Origin of the sequence: Erwinia sp. 9145, from assembly GCF_000745075.1 — a bacterium.
Taxonomy (GTDB): Bacteria; Pseudomonadota; Gammaproteobacteria; order Enterobacterales; family Enterobacteriaceae; genus Erwinia; species Erwinia oleae.
The window spans coordinates 285848-302169 of record NZ_JQNE01000001.1; the positions used below are offsets into that span (position 1 = coordinate 285848).

Consider the following 16322-nt stretch of genomic DNA (forward strand, 5'->3'; position numbering starts at 1 on the left):
ATTATCCGTATTGACCGCTAAGAAGGGCTTTTGAAGAGCGAACGCGGGCAAAGAGGGAATGATGCAATATGGTTTGTGAAATCGCAATCCTCAAAATTTTGTCATGCGATTCTGCACTGAACATTTGTTACCTCTGACAGCGCGTCAATACAGATTGCGCGCCATTGGCGAAGAATTCACTTTCGGGGAATTAACCGACGCGCGCGGCCTTTCAACAGGTGAAAACAGGAGGAGGCAGAGCTATGACTATACCGGTTGTTACCGCCCCGCACCGCGCGGGCGAGCGGCTTTCCGGCCTGAACCATGTTGCCGAATTGCGGGCGCGTTTCTGGCCCGATAGCTGGCAGGATATTGAGCGGTTTTTCACCAGGCTGCGCGACACGCGCGACCTGCACCGTGCGGAAAATGCTCGCGCATTAGCTGCCATCTTCTTTCTGGCAAACATTCCTCTGGCGGCTCACCAGCGTCCTCTGAGCGAACTGACCCGTGAGGAGAAAAAAGCGCTCATTTCTGCCATGAATCATTTACGCGCCGTCGTCAGCCTGTTCCCCAAACGGCTAACCATGCCGCTTTAATCAAGCCAAAAATTAATCAAGGCGTTAAACCCGCCGGGCACTGTATTGCCTGAATCCAGGAGATCTGAGATGAAAAAGAGTACCCGCAGTCACGACGCAGAGCACATTGCTGATTTGCTGCACGAAACCCGCCTCGATGAGCGGCGAACGCGTGCCAATTTACTGTCAGCACGACTGGATAAACTGGCCGATTATCTGTCGGATAACGCGCTGAGCGGCACCGATGCCGTCGGACTGCTGCGTCAGGAAGCGGAAAATATCCAGCGCCAGACCGGGGAGCTGTGCTGATGGGCGACATCGTGGATCGGGCGCAACAACAGGAGCAGGACGATCGCGAGCGGCTGCTGCACGCTATCCTGCATCGTCAGGTCACGCCTTCACGCCTCACCTGCGAAGAGTGTGAGGTGGCGCTGCCGGAAGCCCGCCGGATTGCAGTGCCGGGCGTCAGGCTTTGCGTCAACTGCCAGGCCATCGCCGAACTGAAATCAAAACACTATCGGGCGCTCTAAGGTGGCGATTTCATCCGCTTTTCCGTGGAACGCCCGGCAGTCGGCGATCGTCCGCCCCTTATTAACCTACAAGGAACAGTATCGTCGCGATCGCATGATGGCGGCGCTGCTACATGCCAGAAAATCGCTCTCTTTACAGCCGGAATGCGTGCGCCGTGATGCTTATCGCCTGTTCGATGCACTGGAAGCGCGTGCGGGAAGCCAGCGAGCGAATGCCTGGCTTATCACTTTCAGTAAAAAAACGCTGCCGAGACTTGAGCTGGTCAATAAAAGATATCGGGTGAATACGATCGGCCAACAAACCTCCGCCGCACTGTTTGCCGGGCATTTTGATACGTCAATTTTGCAGCACGTTGCCTCACGGCTGGTCGATATTATCAACCGATACAATCGCCTGGCGGACATGTCAAAAGCCGATATTGAACTGCTGAGTAAAGACGTCGCCCATTTCATTCGCGCCGCGCTGGCCGATATCGACACCACAGGTTTCAGCGATCTGAAAACCCTTTACTGCTGGTATATGCATGCTGCGCGACTGTGCCGACAGCTTAACGTCACGCCGCCGCTCTGGGCGCGCGCCAGCCAGAAATATGTGGCGGAGGAGGAGATTGCGCCTGCCGTCACACGTATGTTCAGCGAAAGCTGGTGGCGCGCGTCACTGCGCCGGACCGCTGCCGCCTGGCGTGAACATCTCTTCATCGCGCTGGGCAGCGTCAGCAAAAAAAAACAGCCGTACGCGAGCAAAAACTGCGTCGCCGACTGGCGGGAACAGAAGCGGCGCACGCGCGAGTTCCTCAAAGGGATGGAGTTAGAGGACGAACAGGGCAACCGCATCAGCCTGATCGACAAATACGATGCCTCGAACGCCAATCCCGCCATTCGCCGCTGTGAACTGATGACGCGCATTCGCGGTTTCGAAACGATTTGTCACGCGCTGGGCTACGTCGGGGAATTTTATACCCTCACCGCGCCGTCAAAATATCACGCCAGCCGCGGCGCGGGTTACCACAATCCCACATGGCACGGCGCCAGCCCGGCGGAAACGCAGCACTATCTGAATCGTTTGTGGGCACGCATCCGCGCGAAACTGCATCGCGATGGTATCCGGCTGTTTGGCATTCGCGTCGCCGAACCTCATCACGATGCCACGCCGCACTGGCATATGCTGATGTTTATGCTGCCGGAAGATGTCGCACAAGTACGTGCAGTGATGCGCGAGCACGCCTGTCAGGAAGACCAGCACGAGCTGGCCAGCGACAAAGCTCAAAAGGCGCGTTTCCACGCCGAAGCCATCGATCCGGCGAAGGGCAGCGCGACCGGCTATGTGGCGAAATATATCGCGAAAAACATCGATGGCTATGCGCTGGATGGCGAGCGCGACAAGGAGAGCGGGGCGCTGCTGAAAGAGGCCGCCGCTGCTGTCTCTGCGTGGGCATCGCGCTGGCATATTCGCCAGTTTCAGTTTATCGGCGGTGCGCCGGTGACGGTCTGGCGCGAGCTGCGGCGCATGGCCGACGCGGAAACCGCCCGCGCGCTGAGCGTTGAGTTTGCCGCCGTGCACGAGGCCGCCGATACCGGCAACTGGGCCGACTACGTTAACGCACAGGGCGGCCCGTTCGTGCGTCGTGATGAATTGCAGGTACGGACGCTGTACGCCCCGCGCGAGGCGCTTAATCGGTATGGCGAAGCGGTGCTGGCGGTTCGCGGCGTTTATGACGCCGCCGTGGGTGCGGGTTGTCCGATAGTCACGCGCCTTGTGCAGTGGAAAATCGTGCCGAAAAAGACGCAGGTTGAGGATATTCAACGCGCGCCCTCTTGGAGTTCTGTCAATAACCGTACGCCGGACGACAGGCATCGGCCGCTGGACTTCACCAGGCCACTCAGCAGGACAGATCGACAACGACTTTTCCAGCGGTTAAAAGCGGCAAGCCCTGTCGGCCGGCGACAAGGGCGAGAGGAAACGAGGTTGTTCAGGTACGGCTGCCGACGGCCTGAAAGCGATGTCAGTACGCGCAGGATTGTGTGCGATACCTCAAGCTTTTTAATGGAATAACAAAGCGTACTGGAAAGGGATTTAATAAATTATCGCTATATATCATCAGCATAAGAAACTTGCCGTTAACAATAATTTTCTTCACTTTTCGAAGTTATTACGCAATACTGTATTTTTGTACAGTATCTTTGAGGGGGATCTGTGAGCAGCGAATTTGAAGAACGGGTCATGCTTGAGCGGGTAGAAATGATCGCGCGGTTAACCACCGAAGGCATTTGTCAGGAGCGGGATCGTGAAATTGCACTGGATCTGATTGCCGAAATTGCACGAGGTAATCTGATTAAAAACGATGCCTGGTCCATTCTCTTTGCCGGGAATCGCCCCAAAAAATAACGATCATAACGGGCGAGAACGGCAGCGGGTTCCAGCGCGACGTTGTTCCATCACTACGCCATCCGGCGTTGCTGGCGGTGATTGGGTGTGAGAAGCAAACTACTCCCACACCCAATCATCCATCAACCAGGGCGGCTGACATGTCAAAAAAATCTCTACATCCTTATCTGTCAGCGCTGGCGGTTGTGCCGTCAGCGCGCGTCGGGGCGAGCATATCGCTATCAACGCTTCCCTGAATATCGCGCCACCGGTTTCCGTCGGTGCCGCGCGCGTCCGGCATTTTACCCTTTTCTGAGAGAGCACATTCTGATGCAGATCATTGCACAACAGGGCGACACCCTTGATGCCATCTGCCTGCGCTACTACGGGCGCACCGAGGGCGTTTTTGAACAGGTACTCGCCTTTAACCCGTCGCTGGCGACGCACGGCGCGGTGTTGCCGCATGGCACCGCCGTTGCGCTCCCGGAGGTAGCCGCGAAGCCGGTTACCTCCACGGTCAACCTCTGGGACTGACGATGGAAAGGATCAGCACCTTTATCACCTACTGGCTGTCCGCCGCGCTCGCCTGGTTTGGCACACAAGCGCCGGAGAAGTACGCATTTTTTATCGGTGGAAGCTGCGCCATTTTTACCGCGCTGGTCAATTTTTGGTATCGACGTAAAACCTATCGCTACCTGACGACAATGGCTAACGACAAAGGGTTGACGCGTGAACTCAATTGTTAAGCGATGCAGCGTGGCCGCCGTGCTGGCGCTGGCGGCGCTGCTGCCGGACTACCGACTGCTTCACACCTCGCCTGAGGGACTGGCTCTGCTCGCCAACCTTGAAGGCTGCCGTCTGCGCCCTTATCAGTGCAGCGCTGGCGTATGGACATCGGGTATCGGGCATACCGCAGGCGTGATGCCGGAAAGCGATATTACCGGACGCGACGCGGCGACAAATCTGGTGGCCGACGTGCTTAACATTGAGCGCCGTCTTGAAGCCTGCGTGCCGGTGAAGATGCCGCAGCCGGTGTATGACGCAGTCGTCAGCTTTGCCTTCAACGTGGGAGCCGGCGCCGCCTGCCGATCAACGCTGGCGTCTCATTTGCGGCGCCAGCAGTGGCGTCAGGCATGCGGGCAGCTCGGCCGCTGGGTCTACATCAACGGCGTTAAAAGCCACGGGCTGGAAAACCGTCGTCAGCGCGAGCGTGAACGTTGCCTTCTGGGGGCTGCGTGAGAACGCTGCTGGTGCTGTTGGCGGTTGCGGTCGTCGGGCTGCTGTGGTTGCGTCATGAAAACGGCGCATTGCGCGCACGTCTGGAAAGTGCGCGCCTGGTCGCCAGCGAGCAGCAGGCTGAGACAGAACGGCTGACGCGTCGGCTTGCCGCAGTGACGTTGCGTGCGGAAAAAAACGAGCGGGCGCAGGTGGAACTGCGTCAGAAACTGAGCGCCGCCGGTGAACGCCAGGCGCAGCGCGAGCAGATCATTAAGAGGTTACTTAACAACGATGAAAACTTTCGCCAGTGGTATGGGGCTGCTCTTCCTGATGCTGTGCGTCGGGTGCACCGGCGCGCCGCCTGCGCCAGCGCCGGTAGCTGTTTACAACCGTTGCCCGAAGGTGAGCCTCTGCCCGATGCCGGGCAGCCGGCCGGAAACGAACGGCGATCTGAGCGCCGATATTAACCAGCTTGAGCGTGCGTTAGTGAGCTGCGCGCTTCAGGTTGAAGCCGTTAAACAATGCCAGGATGAAACAGATGCTGAAACACGAAACCCTTCGCCGGGCGCTGACTGATGCCGTGCCAACGCTGCACGCAAATCCCGACGCGCTGCGTATCTCCCTGACGGACGGCAGTATTGCGGCTACGCTGGCCGCATCATTGTCGTTTGAAAAACGGTTCACGCTTCGCCTTACGGTAACGAACCTGGCGGAGGATATCGACGTGCTGCTTGCGCCCGTCCTCGCCTGGCTGCGTGAGAATCAGCCGGATGTGATGACGGATGATGTGTCGCGATCAAAAGGATTTACCTTCGCCGCGGATTTCAACAGCGACGGCAGCCTCAGCGTCATTATTGACCTGTTGCTGACTGAACGCACGCTGGTGGAGGAAAAAGAAGACGGTCTGCACGTGCAGAGCATTGCTGAGCCGCCTGTGCCGAAGCCGGTGACGCGTCCGGTGGCGCTGTACGTTCATGGCGAACTGATAAGCCGCTGGGAGGAGTAATCGGGCGAGGAAAGACTTGCCGCCGCCGTTGCCGACAGGTCGCGCGGCGGTTTTGCATTGATGAACGGTCGGTTTGAACAATGTTGTGTCATAGGCGGTTAAACGCCTTCACATTGCCGATGAATGCCTTCAGGCGGCATCATTTCTCCCATGAATACACTCGCATCCATCCATGAATTAACCCGTACGCTGCGCAACATGATCCGCATTGGCGTGATTGTTGATATCGATCTTGCAAGCGGGCGCTGTCGCGTGCAGACCGGCGGCATTTGCACCGACTGGCTTCAGTGGCTTACCCAGCGCGCCGGACGTTCGCGCAGCTGGTGGGCGCCTTCCATCGGTGAACAGGTGTTGCTGTTGGCGCTGGGCGGCGAGCTGGAGACGGCATTTGTGCTGCCGGGCATCTTTTCTGACGATCATCCCGCGCCGTCGTCCTCAGCAGACGCATGGCAGGTGACGTTCCCTGACGGCGCGGTTATCGCTTATGAGCCGTTGACCAGCGCGCTGACCGTCCACGGCATCAAAACCGCTGAGGTTAACGCTTCAGATAGCATCACCGCCACGGCGCCCACCCTGACTCTGAACGCATCAAGCCGCGTCACGCTTAATACGCCGGAGGTGGTCTGCACCAGCAAGCTGATTACCGGCACGCTGGAGGTGCAGAACGGCGGCAAACTGAGCGGCAACATCGAGCACGCCGGCGGCGCGCTGTCGTCCAACGGCAAGGTGCTGCATACCCATAAACATCCCGGCGACAGCGGCGGAACCACAGGAGCGCCACTATGACGGCACGCTATATCGGCATGAACCAGACAACCGGCCGAACCCTCACCGACGTTGAGCATATCAGCCAGAGCCTGAGCGATATTTTACGCACGCCGGTGGGGTCGCGCGTGATGCGCCGCGACTACGGATCGCTGCTCTCATTGATGATCGATCAGCCGCAGACCGCCGCCCTTGAGCTGCAAATTATGGCGGCCTGTTACATGGCCATTTTGAAGTGGGAGCCGCGCGTCACGCTGAGCGCGGTGACCATCGAGCGTCAGCTCAGCGGTCAAATGGTGGTCAACCTGACCGGTGTACGTGAGAGCGGCGAAAGCCTTTCGTTAACCCTTCCTGTGAGTTGAAACCATGCCAATTATCGATCTGAACCAGTTGCCTGCGCCAAACGTGGTGGAGACGCTGGATTTTGAAGCCCTGCTCGCCGAACGCAAGGCAACGTTGATTTCCCTGTTTCCCGGCGAGCAGCAGGAGGCCGTTGCCCGCACGCTGGCGCTGGAGTCAGAGCCGCTGACCAAATTCCTTGAGGAGAACGCCTATCGCGAAGTTATCTGGCGTCAGCGGGTCAACGAGGCGGCCCGCGCCGTGATGCTGGCCTATGCGGAAAATGCGGATCTCGACCTGCTGGCCGCAAACAACAACACCGTGCGGCTGACCATCACGCCCGGCGACAGCAGCACCCTTCCGCCGACGCCCGCGGTGATGGAGTCTGATACGGATTTACGGCTGCGCGCGCAGCAGGCCTTTGAAGGGCTGAGCGTGGCGGGGCCGATCGGCGCTTACGAATATCATGGCCGCAGTGCTGACGGGCGCGTTGCCGACATCTCCGTGGTCAGCCCGACGCCTGCCAGCGTCACGATCAACGTGCTGTCACGCGAAGGGGACGGGACGGCAAGCGAAGCGCTGCTGGCGGTGGTGCAGAAGGCGCTCAGCGCCGACAACGTGCGGCCGGTCGGCGACCGCGTGACCGTGCAGAGCGCAGAAATTGTGCCCTATCAGATTGACGCCACGCTCTATTTTTACCCCGGCCCGGAAGCCGAACCCCTTCGTCAGGCTGCGGAGCAGCAGTTAAAAACCTATATCAGTTCGCAGCACCGGCTGGGACGCGATATCCGCCAGTCCGCTATTTATGCCGCGCTTCATGTCGAAGGCGTGCAGCGCGTCGAGCTGGCTTCCCCGCTGGCCGATATCGTGCTCGATGAGCATCAGGCCTCTTACTGCACGCACTACAGCATCACCGCCGGAGGCATGGATGAGTAACGATCGTCTGCTTCCCGTTGGTTCCTCGACGCTGGAGGTTGCGGCGGCCGGGGCGGCGGCAAACATCATGCGCGTGCCGGTGCCGCTGCGCCAGTTGTGGAACCCGGCCACCTGCCCGACGGCGCTGCTGCCGTGGCTGGCGTGGGCGCTCTCCGTCGATCGCTGGGACGAAGCCTGGCCGGAAGCGACCAAACGCAGCGTTATCGCCGCCTCGTTTTTTGTGCATCAGCACAAAGGCACGCTCAGCGCGCTGCGCCGCGTGGTGGAACCGCTCGGCTTTCTGATCCAGATACAGGAGTGGTGGCAGCTCGACGAGGAGCCCGGCACGTTTCGTCTGGTGGTCGGCGTACTCGACAGCGGCATCACCGACGAGATGTATCAGGAGCTTGAGCGGCTGATTAATGACGCCAAACCCGCCAGCCGCCATTTAACCGGCCTGACGATCAGCCTGAGTTCCAGCGGAAGCGTGTATGTCGGTGCGGGCTGCTATGAGGGCGATGCGCTAACGATTTACCCCTGGACCGCAGAGCAGATCGTTGTCGGCGGTGAAACCTGGCCGGCTTCGGCCATCCATTTGATTGATAACCTGAGAGTGAACGCATGACAGCAAAATATTATGCCATTCTGACCAGCCAGGGCGCGGCGAAACTGGCAAACGCGACCGCGCTCGGCACCCGTCTTAACCTGACGCAAATGGCAGTTGGCGATGCCAACGGCAGCGTATCCATGCCCGATGCCGGGCAAACGACGCTGATTAATCAGAAGCGTATCGCGCCGATCAATCAGCTGAGCATCGACCCGAATAATACCAACCAGATTATTGCCGAGCAGATCATCCCGGAGAGCGAAGGCGGCTTCTGGATCCGCGAGATTGGCCTGTTTGATGACGCTGGCGTGCTGGTTGCCGTGGCAAACTGCCCGGAATCCTATAAGCCACAGTTGCAGGAGGGCAGCGGCCGCACGCAGACCATTCGCATGGTGCTGATTGTTTCCAGCACGGCGGCGGTAACGCTGAAAATCGACCCGGCGGTGGTGCTGGCGACGCGGCAATACGTTGACGACAGAGATGCGGCGCACCTCGCTGCCGCCAATCCGCATCCTCAATATCTGAAAGTGGCTGATATTGCCCAATACACGCCGGTCGGCGTGCCGCTGCCCTATCCCTCGGCTACGCCGCCAGCAGGCTGGCTGAGCTGTAATGGAGCGACGTTTGACAAGGCGAAGTATCCTGGCCTGGCGGCAATATTTCCTTCCGGCGTCCTCATCGAACTTCGCGGAGAATTTATTCGTGGCTGGGATGACGGACGAACACTAGACAATGGGCGCAGGATATTAACCACGCAAATCGCGACGTCCTTTCGTACGGCGGCGCTGGATTATCCGGGGATTGACTCAACCAGCGAGGGCGCCACCATCGGTACGGCTTTCGCAGAGGCGGACCAGGTCACCACTTCTCAGCCTGGCGAAGCCAAAGCGCCCAACAACACCGCGCTGGGGGGAGTACTTGCAGATAACCTGATAACGGCAAAACAGCTTAATACGGGCCTGGCAGGCACTGGCGCTATTTGGGTTTCAATGCGTCCTCGCAACGTTGCACTTAACTACATCATAAGGGCTGCCTAATGACTCAGGCTATGTTGAATGAAAAAGGTTTTGCCGCCAACGCCGGTGAAATCACCGTTTACCACTACAACAGTGAAACGCGTGAATACCTTTCGTCCTCGGTGGAATTTCTTGCCGTTGGCGTGGGGGTTCCGGCTCAATCATGCGTCGATGCGCCGCCCGGTGTAAAAGCCGGTTTTGCTGTGTGCCGTACGGCAAGCCTTGATGGATGGGAATACCTGCCTGACCATCGGGGAGAAACGGTTTATAGCACTGTTAATGGTCAGGCCGTTGGAATTGATGCACCCGGAGATTATTCCGCCCAGATTACGCCGCTGGCACCTGCTACCGCTTACGATCGCTGGGATGGCAGCCAATGGGTAACGGATGAGGCGGCACAGAAAAATGGTCAGGTTGCGGAGGCCGAACAGCATAAAGCAGCGCTGCTGACGGAGGCCAAAAGCACCATCAGCCTGTGGCAGACTGAATTGCAGTTGGGAATTATCAGCGAAGAAGACAAAACGAACCTGAAAGCCTGGATGGAATATATTCAGTCACTGCGCAACACCGATACCGCCGCTGCGCCAGATATTAGCTGGCCGCAACAACCATAATTACTCATGGGTAGAAAACTGTCCTCAGATGAAGCAGCGCAGTTGAGCGAGTGGGTTGATTATATTGACATATTAACAGCAACAGATACCGGATACGCTCCAGATATAAACTGGCCTGAGCAACCGGACTAGCCATCTTTTATAAGTAGCGGGCGAAAGCCCGCTTTTTTTTGCCTGTCTCTGTTGTGCCAACCTCAATATAACCCTGACAAATAGCCTGCCACCGTCGCTCAACGGACAATAACTCTCACCCAAAAACCACGGAGTTAAACGGATGAGTGACTTTCATCACGGCGTACAGGTTGTCGAAATCAACGACGGCACGCGCGTCATTTCCACCGTCTCAACCGCGATTATCGGCATGGTCTGCACCGGCAGCGATGCAGATACCGCAACCTTTCCCCTCAATGAACCGGTTCTGATCACGAACGTACAAAGCGCCATTGCGAAGGCGGGCAAAAAAGGCACGCTGGCCGCCTCGCTCCAGGCCATAGCCGATCAGGCTAAGCCGGTGATCGTCGTGGTGCGCGTTGAAGAAGGCACGGGCGACGACAGTGAAGCCGCGCTGGCGCAGACCCTGTCCAATATCATCGGCACCACCGATGAAAATGGTAAATACACCGGCCTCAAGGCGCTGCTGACCGCTGAAGCCGTGACCGGCGTTAAGCCGCGCATTCTTGGCGTGCCGGGGCTGGACACGCTGGAGGTGGCTACCGCGCTGGCGCCCATTTGCCAGAAGCTGCGCGCCTTTGGTTATGTCAGCGCCGGGAACAGCAAAACCCTGTCCGATGCCATCAAGTATCGCGAAAACTTCAGCCAGCGTGAGCTGATGGTGATTTGGCCTGATTTCCTCGCCTGGGACACTAATACCAACGCCACCACCACGGCTGTTGCCACCGCACGCGCGCTTGGCCTGCGCGCCAAAATCGATCAGGAGCAGGGCTGGCACAAAACGCTGTCTAACGTTGGCGTTAACGGCGTCAGCGGCATCAGCGCCTCGGTTTTCTGGGATCTCCAGGAGTCAGGCACCGATGCCGATCTGCTTAACGAAGCCGGCGTTACCACGCTGGTGCGCAAAGACGGTTTCCGCTTCTGGGGCAACCGCACCTGCGCGGACGATCCGCTGTTCCTGTTCGAAAACTACACCCGCACCGCACAGGTGATAGCCGATACCATGGCCGACGCGCACATGTGGGCGGTGGATAAGCCGGTCACCGCGACGCTTATTCGCGACATTATTGACGGCATCAACGCCAAATTCCGCGAACTGAAAACCAGCGGCTATATTATCGACGCCACCTGCTGGTTCGACGAGGCGGCCAACGACGCGGAAACCCTCAAAGCCGGCAAGCTGGTCATTGATTACGACTACACGCCGGTTCCTCCTCTGGAAAACCTGACGCTTCGCCAGCGCATTACCGATAAGTACCTGGCCGATCTGGTTTCTTCCGTTAACAGCAATTAAGGAGCCTGATAAATGGCTATGCCGCGCAAGCTCAAATATATGAATGTCTTTCTGAATGGCTACAGCTATCAGGGAGTGGCGAAATCGATCACGCTGCCGAAACTGACCCGCAAACTCGAAAATTATCGTGGCGCGGGCATGAATGGCGTTGCGCCCATTGATCTCGGCCTGGATGACGACGCGCTGTCAATGGAGTGGTCGCTTGGCGGCTTCCCGGACGCCGTCGTGTGGGAGATGTATGGCGCTAAGGGAGCCGATGGCGTTCCGGTTCGCTTTGCCGGTTCGTATCAGCGCGACGACAACGGTGAAACCGTGGCGGTTGAGGTCATGATGCGGGGCCGTCAGAAGGAGATCGACACCGGCGAAAACAAACCCGGCGAAGATACCGAAGCGAAGATCACCGTGATCTGCACCTACTTCAAGCTGACGATGGATGGCAAAGAGCTGGTTGAAATCGATACCGTGAACATGGTTGAGAAAATCAACGGCGTTGACCGCCTGGCGCAGCACCGTCGCAATATCGGTCTGTAATCTTGACCCGGCCAGCGTGACTGGCCGGTGCCTTCCCACAGAGAAGAGACAAATTTTCTATGACGCAAGCAAATGAACACAGCATAACCCTTGATACGCCGGTGAAACGTGGTGAACAGGTCATTGATGTCGTCACCCTGATTAAACCCAACGCGGGCACGCTGCGCGGCGTGGGGCTGGCGGCGCTGGCTAACGCCGAGGTTGACGCGCTGATCAAAGTCCTGCCGCGTATGACCCTGCCTTCCCTGACTGAGCAGGAAGTCGCAGCGCTCTCGCTGCCGGACCTGGTGACGCTGGCCGGCAAGGTGGTTGGTTTTTTGTCGCCGACTTCGGCGCAATAGACTTCCCGAAAGATCTCTCGGTCGATGATCTGATGGCGGATATCGCGGTGATATTTCACTGGCCGCCGTCAGAACTTTATCTTTTAAGTCTGACCGGGCTCATCAGATGGCGCGAAAAAGCGCTTCAGCGAAGCGGAAACATACATGAGTAACAGCGTACAGATACTCCTCAAGGCTGTTGATCAGGTCACCCGCCCGTTTAAATCCATCCAGTTAGCGAGCCGGGCGCTGTCGGGCGATATTGTGTCAACGGAAACGAAACTGGGCGAGCTGAATATGCAGGCTTCCCGCATCAGCGCGTTTCGCCAGACCCGCGCAGAACTCGCCGCAACCGGGCGGGAACTGCAAACGGCCAGGCAGGAGACGCGCGCGCTGGCTGTCACGTTTAACAGCACGGTGCAGCCCACGCGCGAACAGGGGCTGGCCTTTGAGGCCGCGCGAAGCAACGCCGCGGCGCTGCAAGTGAGGCAGACCGGGCTGCGGCAGTCGGTGCAGCAGCAGCGTCTGGAACTGGGGCGCGCGGGCATCAACACGCGCACTCTGGCGGCGGACGATCGCCGCCTGAGAAACTCGCTGGCACAAACCACCCTACAGCTCAACGCGCAGCGTGATGCGCAGGCGCGGCTCTCAGTGCAGCAGGCGAAGCTCGATGTCATCAGGCAGCGTTATCAGCAAGGCCAGCGGCTGGCGGGCCGGGCGGCATCCGTTGGCGCTACAGGCATTGGCCTGGCAAAAACCGGGCTGACGGCCGGTGTACGCCTGTTGAAGCCGGGTTATGAACAGACGCAACAAAAATCCGCGCCCGGCGAAATAACGAACAAGGAAAGCGCGCCGGTGACAAACCGCCCGGCGGCCCTTGCGCTGAACGGCGGCGTAAGCGCAGCGCCGGATAACCTCGGCGGCGACATTGGCCAGCTTCAACAGGCGTATGACGCGCTGAACGTCAGGATCTTTGAGCAGCAGGAGCCGGGTCTGCGCAAGCTGACGCAAGTGACAACCGATTACTTGTTAAAACTTGACGGCTGGGTGCAGCGAAACCAGTCGCTGGCGCAAATGACTGGCGTTATTGGCGCGGTCGCTATCGGCGTCGCCGGACTGGTCGGCGCGGTGGGTTACGTCGCCGTTCCGGTTATCAGCGGCATCAATCTGCTTATTGCCGGAGCAGGCCTGCTGGGTTCGGTTTTCACCTCTGTGGCAGGCGGCATTGCGGTGGCGATCGGCTCCCTGACCTGGCCGGTTATTGCCGTGGTCGCCGCCGTTGCCGCCGGCGCGCTGCTGATCCGCAAATACTGGGAGCCGATTAGCGCATTCTTTGGCGGCGTGGTTCAGGGCCTGGCGGCGGCATTCGGGCCGGTTGGCGAGATGTTCGCGCCGCTTGAGCCGGTGCTGGGCGCCATCAGTGAGACATTGCAAAGCGTATGGCAGGGGTTCAGTAACCTCATCGCGCCGATCAAATCCAGCCAGGAAACGCTTAACGGTTTTCAGAATGCAGGCGTGGTTTTCGGCCAGGCGCTGGCTGATGCGCTGCTGCTGCCGTTGACCGCGCTGGATACACTGCGCGGCGGCATCGACTGGGTGCTGGAAAAACTCGGCCTGGTCGATAACGCATCGCGCAAGCTTGATCAGACCTCGTCGCGGGCCGATGCCGCCATGCAGAGCGGCAGCTACATTCAGGCGACCAGCTCGCTTAACGTCTATCAGGGTTATCAACCGGCAACGGTGGCGGGCGGCAAGAGCTATACCGATCGGAGCAGCAGTACCTACAACCTCACGTTTAACGGCGAGGCTGCGACGGCTGACGATCTCCCACGCAGGGTACGCGAAGAGTTGGCCAGAGCCGAGCGCGAGAAGGCCAATCGCAATTACTCAAGTCTGATCAACAACGGCTAAGGAGGATAAGAAAATGATGCTTGCACTGGGTATGTTCGTTTTTATGCGTCAGACATTGCCCTATCAGAATTTGCAGCGTAATGCAGCATATCAGTGGCAGTCAAACTCGCGCGTCGGCAAGCGCGATGCGTACCAGTTTCTCGGCGCCGGTGAGGAGAAAGTCCAGCTTGACGGCTCGCTTTATACCGAGCTGACCGGCGGCAAGCTGAGCCTGACGGCGGTGCGGCTGATGGCTGAACAGGGCCGCGCCTGGCCGCTGCTCGATGGCAACGGCACGATTTACGGCATGTACGTTATCAGCAACGTCACTGAGACCGGCAGTGAGTTTTTTGCCGACGGCACACCGCGCAAAATCGATTTCAGCCTGTCGCTGACGCGCGTGGATGAGTCGCTGGCACAGATGTTTGGCGATATTCGCGATCAGGCCAGCATTCTCATTGGTAAAGCCGGAAAAATAGCGAATCAGCTGCCCGGCATGCTGGGGATGGGCTGATGCTTGATGCGCTGACGAATGACCTTGCCCGCGTGCGGGCGCCCGACTATGTCCTCAGGCTCGACGGACGCGATATCACGCCCAATTTCAGCGATCGTCTGATCAGCCTGACCATGACCGATAACCGGAGCCTGGAGGCCGATGAGCTTACGATTGAACTTGACGATAGCGACGGACGGGTCGAACTGCCGACGCGCGGCGAGCGGCTGACGCTTTTTCTGGGCTGGAAAGGGCAGTCGCTGACTGGAAAAGGCGATTTTACCGTCGATCGCATTACCCATGCAGGCGCGCCCGACAGGATAAGTCTTCACGCCTCCAGCGCGGACATTCGCGGCTCGCTCAATTCACGGCGAGAGCAGGCGTGGCATGGTCAGACGCTGGGCGCTATCGCCGACGCTATCGCCGCACGTAATCATCTGACCGCCAGCGTTGTACCGGCGCTGGCAAATATTATCATCCCGCACATCGACCAGTCGCAGGAGTCTGATGCAAAATTCCTGACCCGGCTCGCCGGGCGAAACGGCGGAGAGGTCTCGATCAAAGCAGGAAAGCTGCTGATGTTACAGGCGGGCCGACGCGTGACGGCCAGCAGCAAGCCGATCCAGGAGATAACGATTGCGCGTAGCGAGGGCGATCGGCATGAGTTCTCCATTGCCGATCGTTTTAATTACACCGGCGTGACGGCAAAGTGGCTTGATACCAAAGATCCAAAGCAGCAGCAGCGGCAGGTGTCGACGACACGCAAATTTGAAAAGCCATCGTCACCGGCTCAGCAGCACCCGCAGGCACAGCAGGCGGTGGCATCAGGCGGCGCTGCATCGCAGAAAGCGCAGCAAACAGCCTATATGGTTGGTGAGCCCGATAACGTCTTCGCGATGACGACCACATTTCCCACACAGGCTGAGGCAATCCGGGCCGCGCAGGCAAAATGGGAAAGTTTACAGCGCGGCGCGGCGGAATTATCACTGAACCTGGCGATGGGGCGGGCAGACATTTACCCGGAAATGCCCGTCAGGCTGACGGGATTCAAACCGGCTATTAACCAGCAGCCGTGGATAATCACCCGCGTGGTTCATTCGCTCAGCGCGCGCGGCTTTGTGACAACGCTGACGCTTGAAGTCGACATAGCCGGTGTTGAATATGAAATTAGTGAATAATTTTGTTCCCTTTTTGTGATTCATTACGTATCATTAATTCACTTTATGGGGATTTAAGAGGTGACTAATGTTTCATTGTCCAAATTGCCAACACGCGGCACATGCGCGTACCAGTCGTTATCTCAGTGAGAATACGAAGGAGCGCTATCATCAATGCACCAATATTCACTGTAGCTGCACTTTTGTGACGATGGAAGCGGTAGACCGCTTCATCACGTCGCCGGCGAAAACGGCCGCGCCACAGTCGTCAATGCAGTGATCCGCAGCGCAACACCAGCGCCCGCTTCGGCGGGCTTTTTTTATGGCGGCAACCGCCGCCTCTTGGAGTTCTGTCAATAATTGTAGGGCGCGCAAAGAGGCATAAGCAGTGTTAAAGTCGATAACTGTACGGAGCCGAAACGCCGATCTTAAAAAATCTGTTTACTACGTAATTGCGCAATATCATCGCCCCCCAAAAGCGATTTTTATACAGATAGTTACTACCAACTCAACTTTTTGCCACTCGTTTTCAGGTTT

Annotated in this window: 22 protein-coding genes and 3 pseudogenes; all 25 read left to right on the plus strand. The window is 58.3% G+C overall.

Annotated features, from left to right (window positions below):
• Nucleotides 1-242 precede the first annotated feature (242 nt).
• Complete coding sequence (locus tag FA91_RS01400) at nucleotides 243-575, plus strand: DUF5347 family protein (RefSeq protein WP_034911883.1); 333 nt, start codon at nucleotides 243-245, stop codon at nucleotides 573-575.
• 69 nt (nucleotides 576-644) lie between these two features.
• Nucleotides 645-863 (plus strand): DUF2732 family protein, encoded by a 219-nt coding sequence (locus tag FA91_RS01405; protein WP_034911885.1) that lies wholly within the window; start codon nucleotides 645-647, stop codon nucleotides 861-863.
• The gene (locus tag FA91_RS01410; RefSeq protein ID WP_034918783.1) at nucleotides 863-1084 is read left to right on the plus strand and encodes a TraR/DksA family transcriptional regulator; all 222 of its coding nucleotides are present in this window, start codon (nucleotides 863-865) and stop codon (nucleotides 1082-1084) included. Before FA91_RS01405 ends, FA91_RS01410 begins: the two co-directional genes overlap by 1 nt.
• Nucleotide 1085: 1 nt before the next feature.
• The gene (locus FA91_RS01415; protein WP_231566735.1) at nucleotides 1086-3137 is read left to right on the plus strand and encodes a replication endonuclease; all 2052 of its coding nucleotides are present in this window, start codon (nucleotides 1086-1088) and stop codon (nucleotides 3135-3137) included.
• Between the two features lie 168 nt (nucleotides 3138-3305).
• Nucleotides 3306-3449: pseudogene (locus FA91_RS01420) on the plus strand (DinI family protein); the annotation flags it as partial.
• Between the two features lie 330 nt (nucleotides 3450-3779).
• Entirely contained in the window at nucleotides 3780-3983 is a 204-nt protein-coding gene (locus tag FA91_RS01425) for a tail protein X (RefSeq protein WP_034911886.1), read from the plus strand.
• Entirely contained in the window at nucleotides 3974-4195 is a 222-nt protein-coding gene (locus tag FA91_RS01430) for a hypothetical protein (RefSeq protein WP_034911888.1), read from the plus strand. Before FA91_RS01425 ends, FA91_RS01430 begins: the two co-directional genes overlap by 10 nt.
• Nucleotides 4179-4688 carry a lysozyme gene (locus FA91_RS01435; protein WP_034911889.1) on the plus strand — a complete coding sequence of 170 codons (510 nt, stop codon included), beginning with the start codon at nucleotides 4179-4181 and terminating at the stop codon, nucleotides 4686-4688. Before FA91_RS01430 ends, FA91_RS01435 begins: the two co-directional genes overlap by 17 nt.
• Before the next feature lie 11 nt (nucleotides 4689-4699).
• A pseudogene (lysB, locus tag FA91_RS01440) lies at nucleotides 4700-5032 on the plus strand (Rz-like lysis system protein LysB); the annotation flags it as partial.
• On the plus strand, nucleotides 4959-5243 hold the full coding sequence (gene lysC, locus FA91_RS21260) for an Rz1-like lysis system protein LysC (protein ID WP_231566737.1): 285 nt from the start codon (nucleotides 4959-4961) through the stop codon (nucleotides 5241-5243). The pseudogene lysB and the gene lysC, both read left to right, overlap by 74 nt.
• Entirely contained in the window at nucleotides 5206-5673 is a 468-nt protein-coding gene (locus tag FA91_RS01445; RefSeq protein ID WP_034911892.1) for a phage tail protein, read from the plus strand. Before lysC ends, FA91_RS01445 begins: the two co-directional genes overlap by 38 nt.
• Nucleotides 5674-5823: 150 nt before the next feature.
• Entirely contained in the window at nucleotides 5824-6459 is a 636-nt protein-coding gene (locus FA91_RS01450) for a phage baseplate assembly protein V (RefSeq protein ID WP_034911893.1), read from the plus strand.
• Complete coding sequence (locus tag FA91_RS01455; protein WP_034911894.1) at nucleotides 6456-6800, plus strand: GPW/gp25 family protein; 345 nt, start codon at nucleotides 6456-6458, stop codon at nucleotides 6798-6800. The genes FA91_RS01450 and FA91_RS01455 overlap by 4 nt, the downstream gene beginning before the upstream one ends.
• Before the next feature lie 4 nt (nucleotides 6801-6804).
• Nucleotides 6805-7713 carry a baseplate assembly protein gene (locus FA91_RS01460; protein WP_034911897.1) on the plus strand — a complete coding sequence of 303 codons (909 nt, stop codon included), beginning with the start codon at nucleotides 6805-6807 and terminating at the stop codon, nucleotides 7711-7713.
• Nucleotides 7706-8317, plus strand: coding sequence for a phage tail protein I (locus FA91_RS01465; protein WP_034911899.1), 612 nt, complete (start codon nucleotides 7706-7708; stop codon nucleotides 8315-8317). The genes FA91_RS01460 and FA91_RS01465 overlap by 8 nt, the downstream gene beginning before the upstream one ends.
• Entirely contained in the window at nucleotides 8314-9336 is a 1023-nt protein-coding gene (locus FA91_RS01470; RefSeq protein ID WP_034911902.1) for a phage tail protein, read from the plus strand. The genes FA91_RS01465 and FA91_RS01470 overlap by 4 nt, the downstream gene beginning before the upstream one ends.
• A gap of 11 nt (nucleotides 9337-9347) precedes the next feature.
• A pseudogene (locus FA91_RS01475) lies at nucleotides 9348-10061 on the plus strand (tail fiber assembly protein).
• Between the two features lie 142 nt (nucleotides 10062-10203).
• Complete coding sequence (locus FA91_RS01480; protein ID WP_034911908.1) at nucleotides 10204-11394, plus strand: phage tail sheath protein; 1191 nt, start codon at nucleotides 10204-10206, stop codon at nucleotides 11392-11394.
• A 12-nt stretch (nucleotides 11395-11406) separates the two neighbouring features.
• Nucleotides 11407-11925 carry a phage major tail tube protein gene (locus FA91_RS01485; RefSeq protein WP_034911911.1) on the plus strand — a complete coding sequence of 173 codons (519 nt, stop codon included), beginning with the start codon at nucleotides 11407-11409 and terminating at the stop codon, nucleotides 11923-11925.
• A 59-nt stretch (nucleotides 11926-11984) separates the two neighbouring features.
• Complete coding sequence (locus FA91_RS01490; RefSeq protein WP_034911913.1) at nucleotides 11985-12266, plus strand: phage tail assembly protein; 282 nt, start codon at nucleotides 11985-11987, stop codon at nucleotides 12264-12266.
• Nucleotides 12267-12298: 32 nt separating this feature from the next.
• Nucleotides 12299-12418 (plus strand): GpE family phage tail protein, encoded by a 120-nt coding sequence (locus tag FA91_RS01495; RefSeq protein ID WP_034911915.1) that lies wholly within the window; start codon nucleotides 12299-12301, stop codon nucleotides 12416-12418.
• A complete protein-coding gene (locus tag FA91_RS01500; protein ID WP_034911916.1) occupies nucleotides 12411-14156 on the plus strand; it encodes a phage tail tape measure protein in 1746 nt (581 codons plus the stop codon). Before FA91_RS01495 ends, FA91_RS01500 begins: the two co-directional genes overlap by 8 nt.
• A 13-nt stretch (nucleotides 14157-14169) precedes the next feature.
• Nucleotides 14170-14649 carry a phage tail protein gene (locus FA91_RS01505; protein ID WP_034911919.1) on the plus strand — a complete coding sequence of 160 codons (480 nt, stop codon included), beginning with the start codon at nucleotides 14170-14172 and terminating at the stop codon, nucleotides 14647-14649.
• The gene (locus FA91_RS01510; RefSeq protein WP_034911921.1) at nucleotides 14649-15806 is read left to right on the plus strand and encodes a phage late control D family protein; all 1158 of its coding nucleotides are present in this window, start codon (nucleotides 14649-14651) and stop codon (nucleotides 15804-15806) included. Before FA91_RS01505 ends, FA91_RS01510 begins: the two co-directional genes overlap by 1 nt.
• Nucleotides 15807-15873: 67 nt before the next feature.
• On the plus strand, nucleotides 15874-16065 hold the full coding sequence (locus FA91_RS20225) for an ogr/Delta-like zinc finger family protein (protein ID WP_072032269.1): 192 nt from the start codon (nucleotides 15874-15876) through the stop codon (nucleotides 16063-16065).
• Nucleotides 16066-16322 lie beyond the last annotated feature (257 nt).

What these genes read in the sequence shown, in the direction of transcription:
- FA91_RS01400 (WP_034911883.1), top strand. Translation starts at nt 243, where the DNA reads ATGACTATACCGGTTGTTACCGCCCCGCACCGCGCGGGCGAGCGGCTT.
- FA91_RS01465 (WP_034911899.1), top strand. Translation starts at nt 7,706, where the DNA reads ATGAGTAACGATCGTCTGCTTCCCGTTGGTTCCTCGACGCTGGAGGTT.
- FA91_RS01485 (WP_034911911.1), top strand. Translation starts at nt 11,407, where the DNA reads ATGGCTATGCCGCGCAAGCTCAAATATATGAATGTCTTTCTGAATGGC.
- FA91_RS01495 (WP_034911915.1), top strand. Translation starts at nt 12,299, where the DNA reads ATGGCGGATATCGCGGTGATATTTCACTGGCCGCCGTCAGAACTTTAT.
- FA91_RS01450 (WP_034911893.1), top strand. Translation starts at nt 5,824, where the DNA reads ATGAATACACTCGCATCCATCCATGAATTAACCCGTACGCTGCGCAAC.
- FA91_RS01470 (WP_034911902.1), top strand. Translation starts at nt 8,314, where the DNA reads ATGACAGCAAAATATTATGCCATTCTGACCAGCCAGGGCGCGGCGAAA.
- FA91_RS01455 (WP_034911894.1), top strand. Translation starts at nt 6,456, where the DNA reads ATGACGGCACGCTATATCGGCATGAACCAGACAACCGGCCGAACCCTC.
- FA91_RS01490 (WP_034911913.1), top strand. Translation starts at nt 11,985, where the DNA reads ATGACGCAAGCAAATGAACACAGCATAACCCTTGATACGCCGGTGAAA.
- lysC (WP_231566737.1), top strand. Translation starts at nt 4,959, where the DNA reads ATGAAAACTTTCGCCAGTGGTATGGGGCTGCTCTTCCTGATGCTGTGC.
- FA91_RS20225 (WP_072032269.1), top strand. Translation starts at nt 15,874, where the DNA reads ATGTTTCATTGTCCAAATTGCCAACACGCGGCACATGCGCGTACCAGT.
- FA91_RS01505 (WP_034911919.1), top strand. Translation starts at nt 14,170, where the DNA reads ATGATGCTTGCACTGGGTATGTTCGTTTTTATGCGTCAGACATTGCCC.
- FA91_RS01405 (WP_034911885.1), top strand. Translation starts at nt 645, where the DNA reads ATGAAAAAGAGTACCCGCAGTCACGACGCAGAGCACATTGCTGATTTG.
- FA91_RS01500 (WP_034911916.1), top strand. Translation starts at nt 12,411, where the DNA reads ATGAGTAACAGCGTACAGATACTCCTCAAGGCTGTTGATCAGGTCACC.
- FA91_RS01510 (WP_034911921.1), top strand. Translation starts at nt 14,649, where the DNA reads ATGCTTGATGCGCTGACGAATGACCTTGCCCGCGTGCGGGCGCCCGAC.
- FA91_RS01460 (WP_034911897.1), top strand. Translation starts at nt 6,805, where the DNA reads ATGCCAATTATCGATCTGAACCAGTTGCCTGCGCCAAACGTGGTGGAG.
- FA91_RS01445 (WP_034911892.1), top strand. Translation starts at nt 5,206, where the DNA reads ATGCTGAAACACGAAACCCTTCGCCGGGCGCTGACTGATGCCGTGCCA.
- FA91_RS01480 (WP_034911908.1), top strand. Translation starts at nt 10,204, where the DNA reads ATGAGTGACTTTCATCACGGCGTACAGGTTGTCGAAATCAACGACGGC.
- FA91_RS01410 (WP_034918783.1), top strand. Translation starts at nt 863, where the DNA reads ATGGGCGACATCGTGGATCGGGCGCAACAACAGGAGCAGGACGATCGC.
- FA91_RS01425 (WP_034911886.1), top strand. Translation starts at nt 3,780, where the DNA reads ATGCAGATCATTGCACAACAGGGCGACACCCTTGATGCCATCTGCCTG.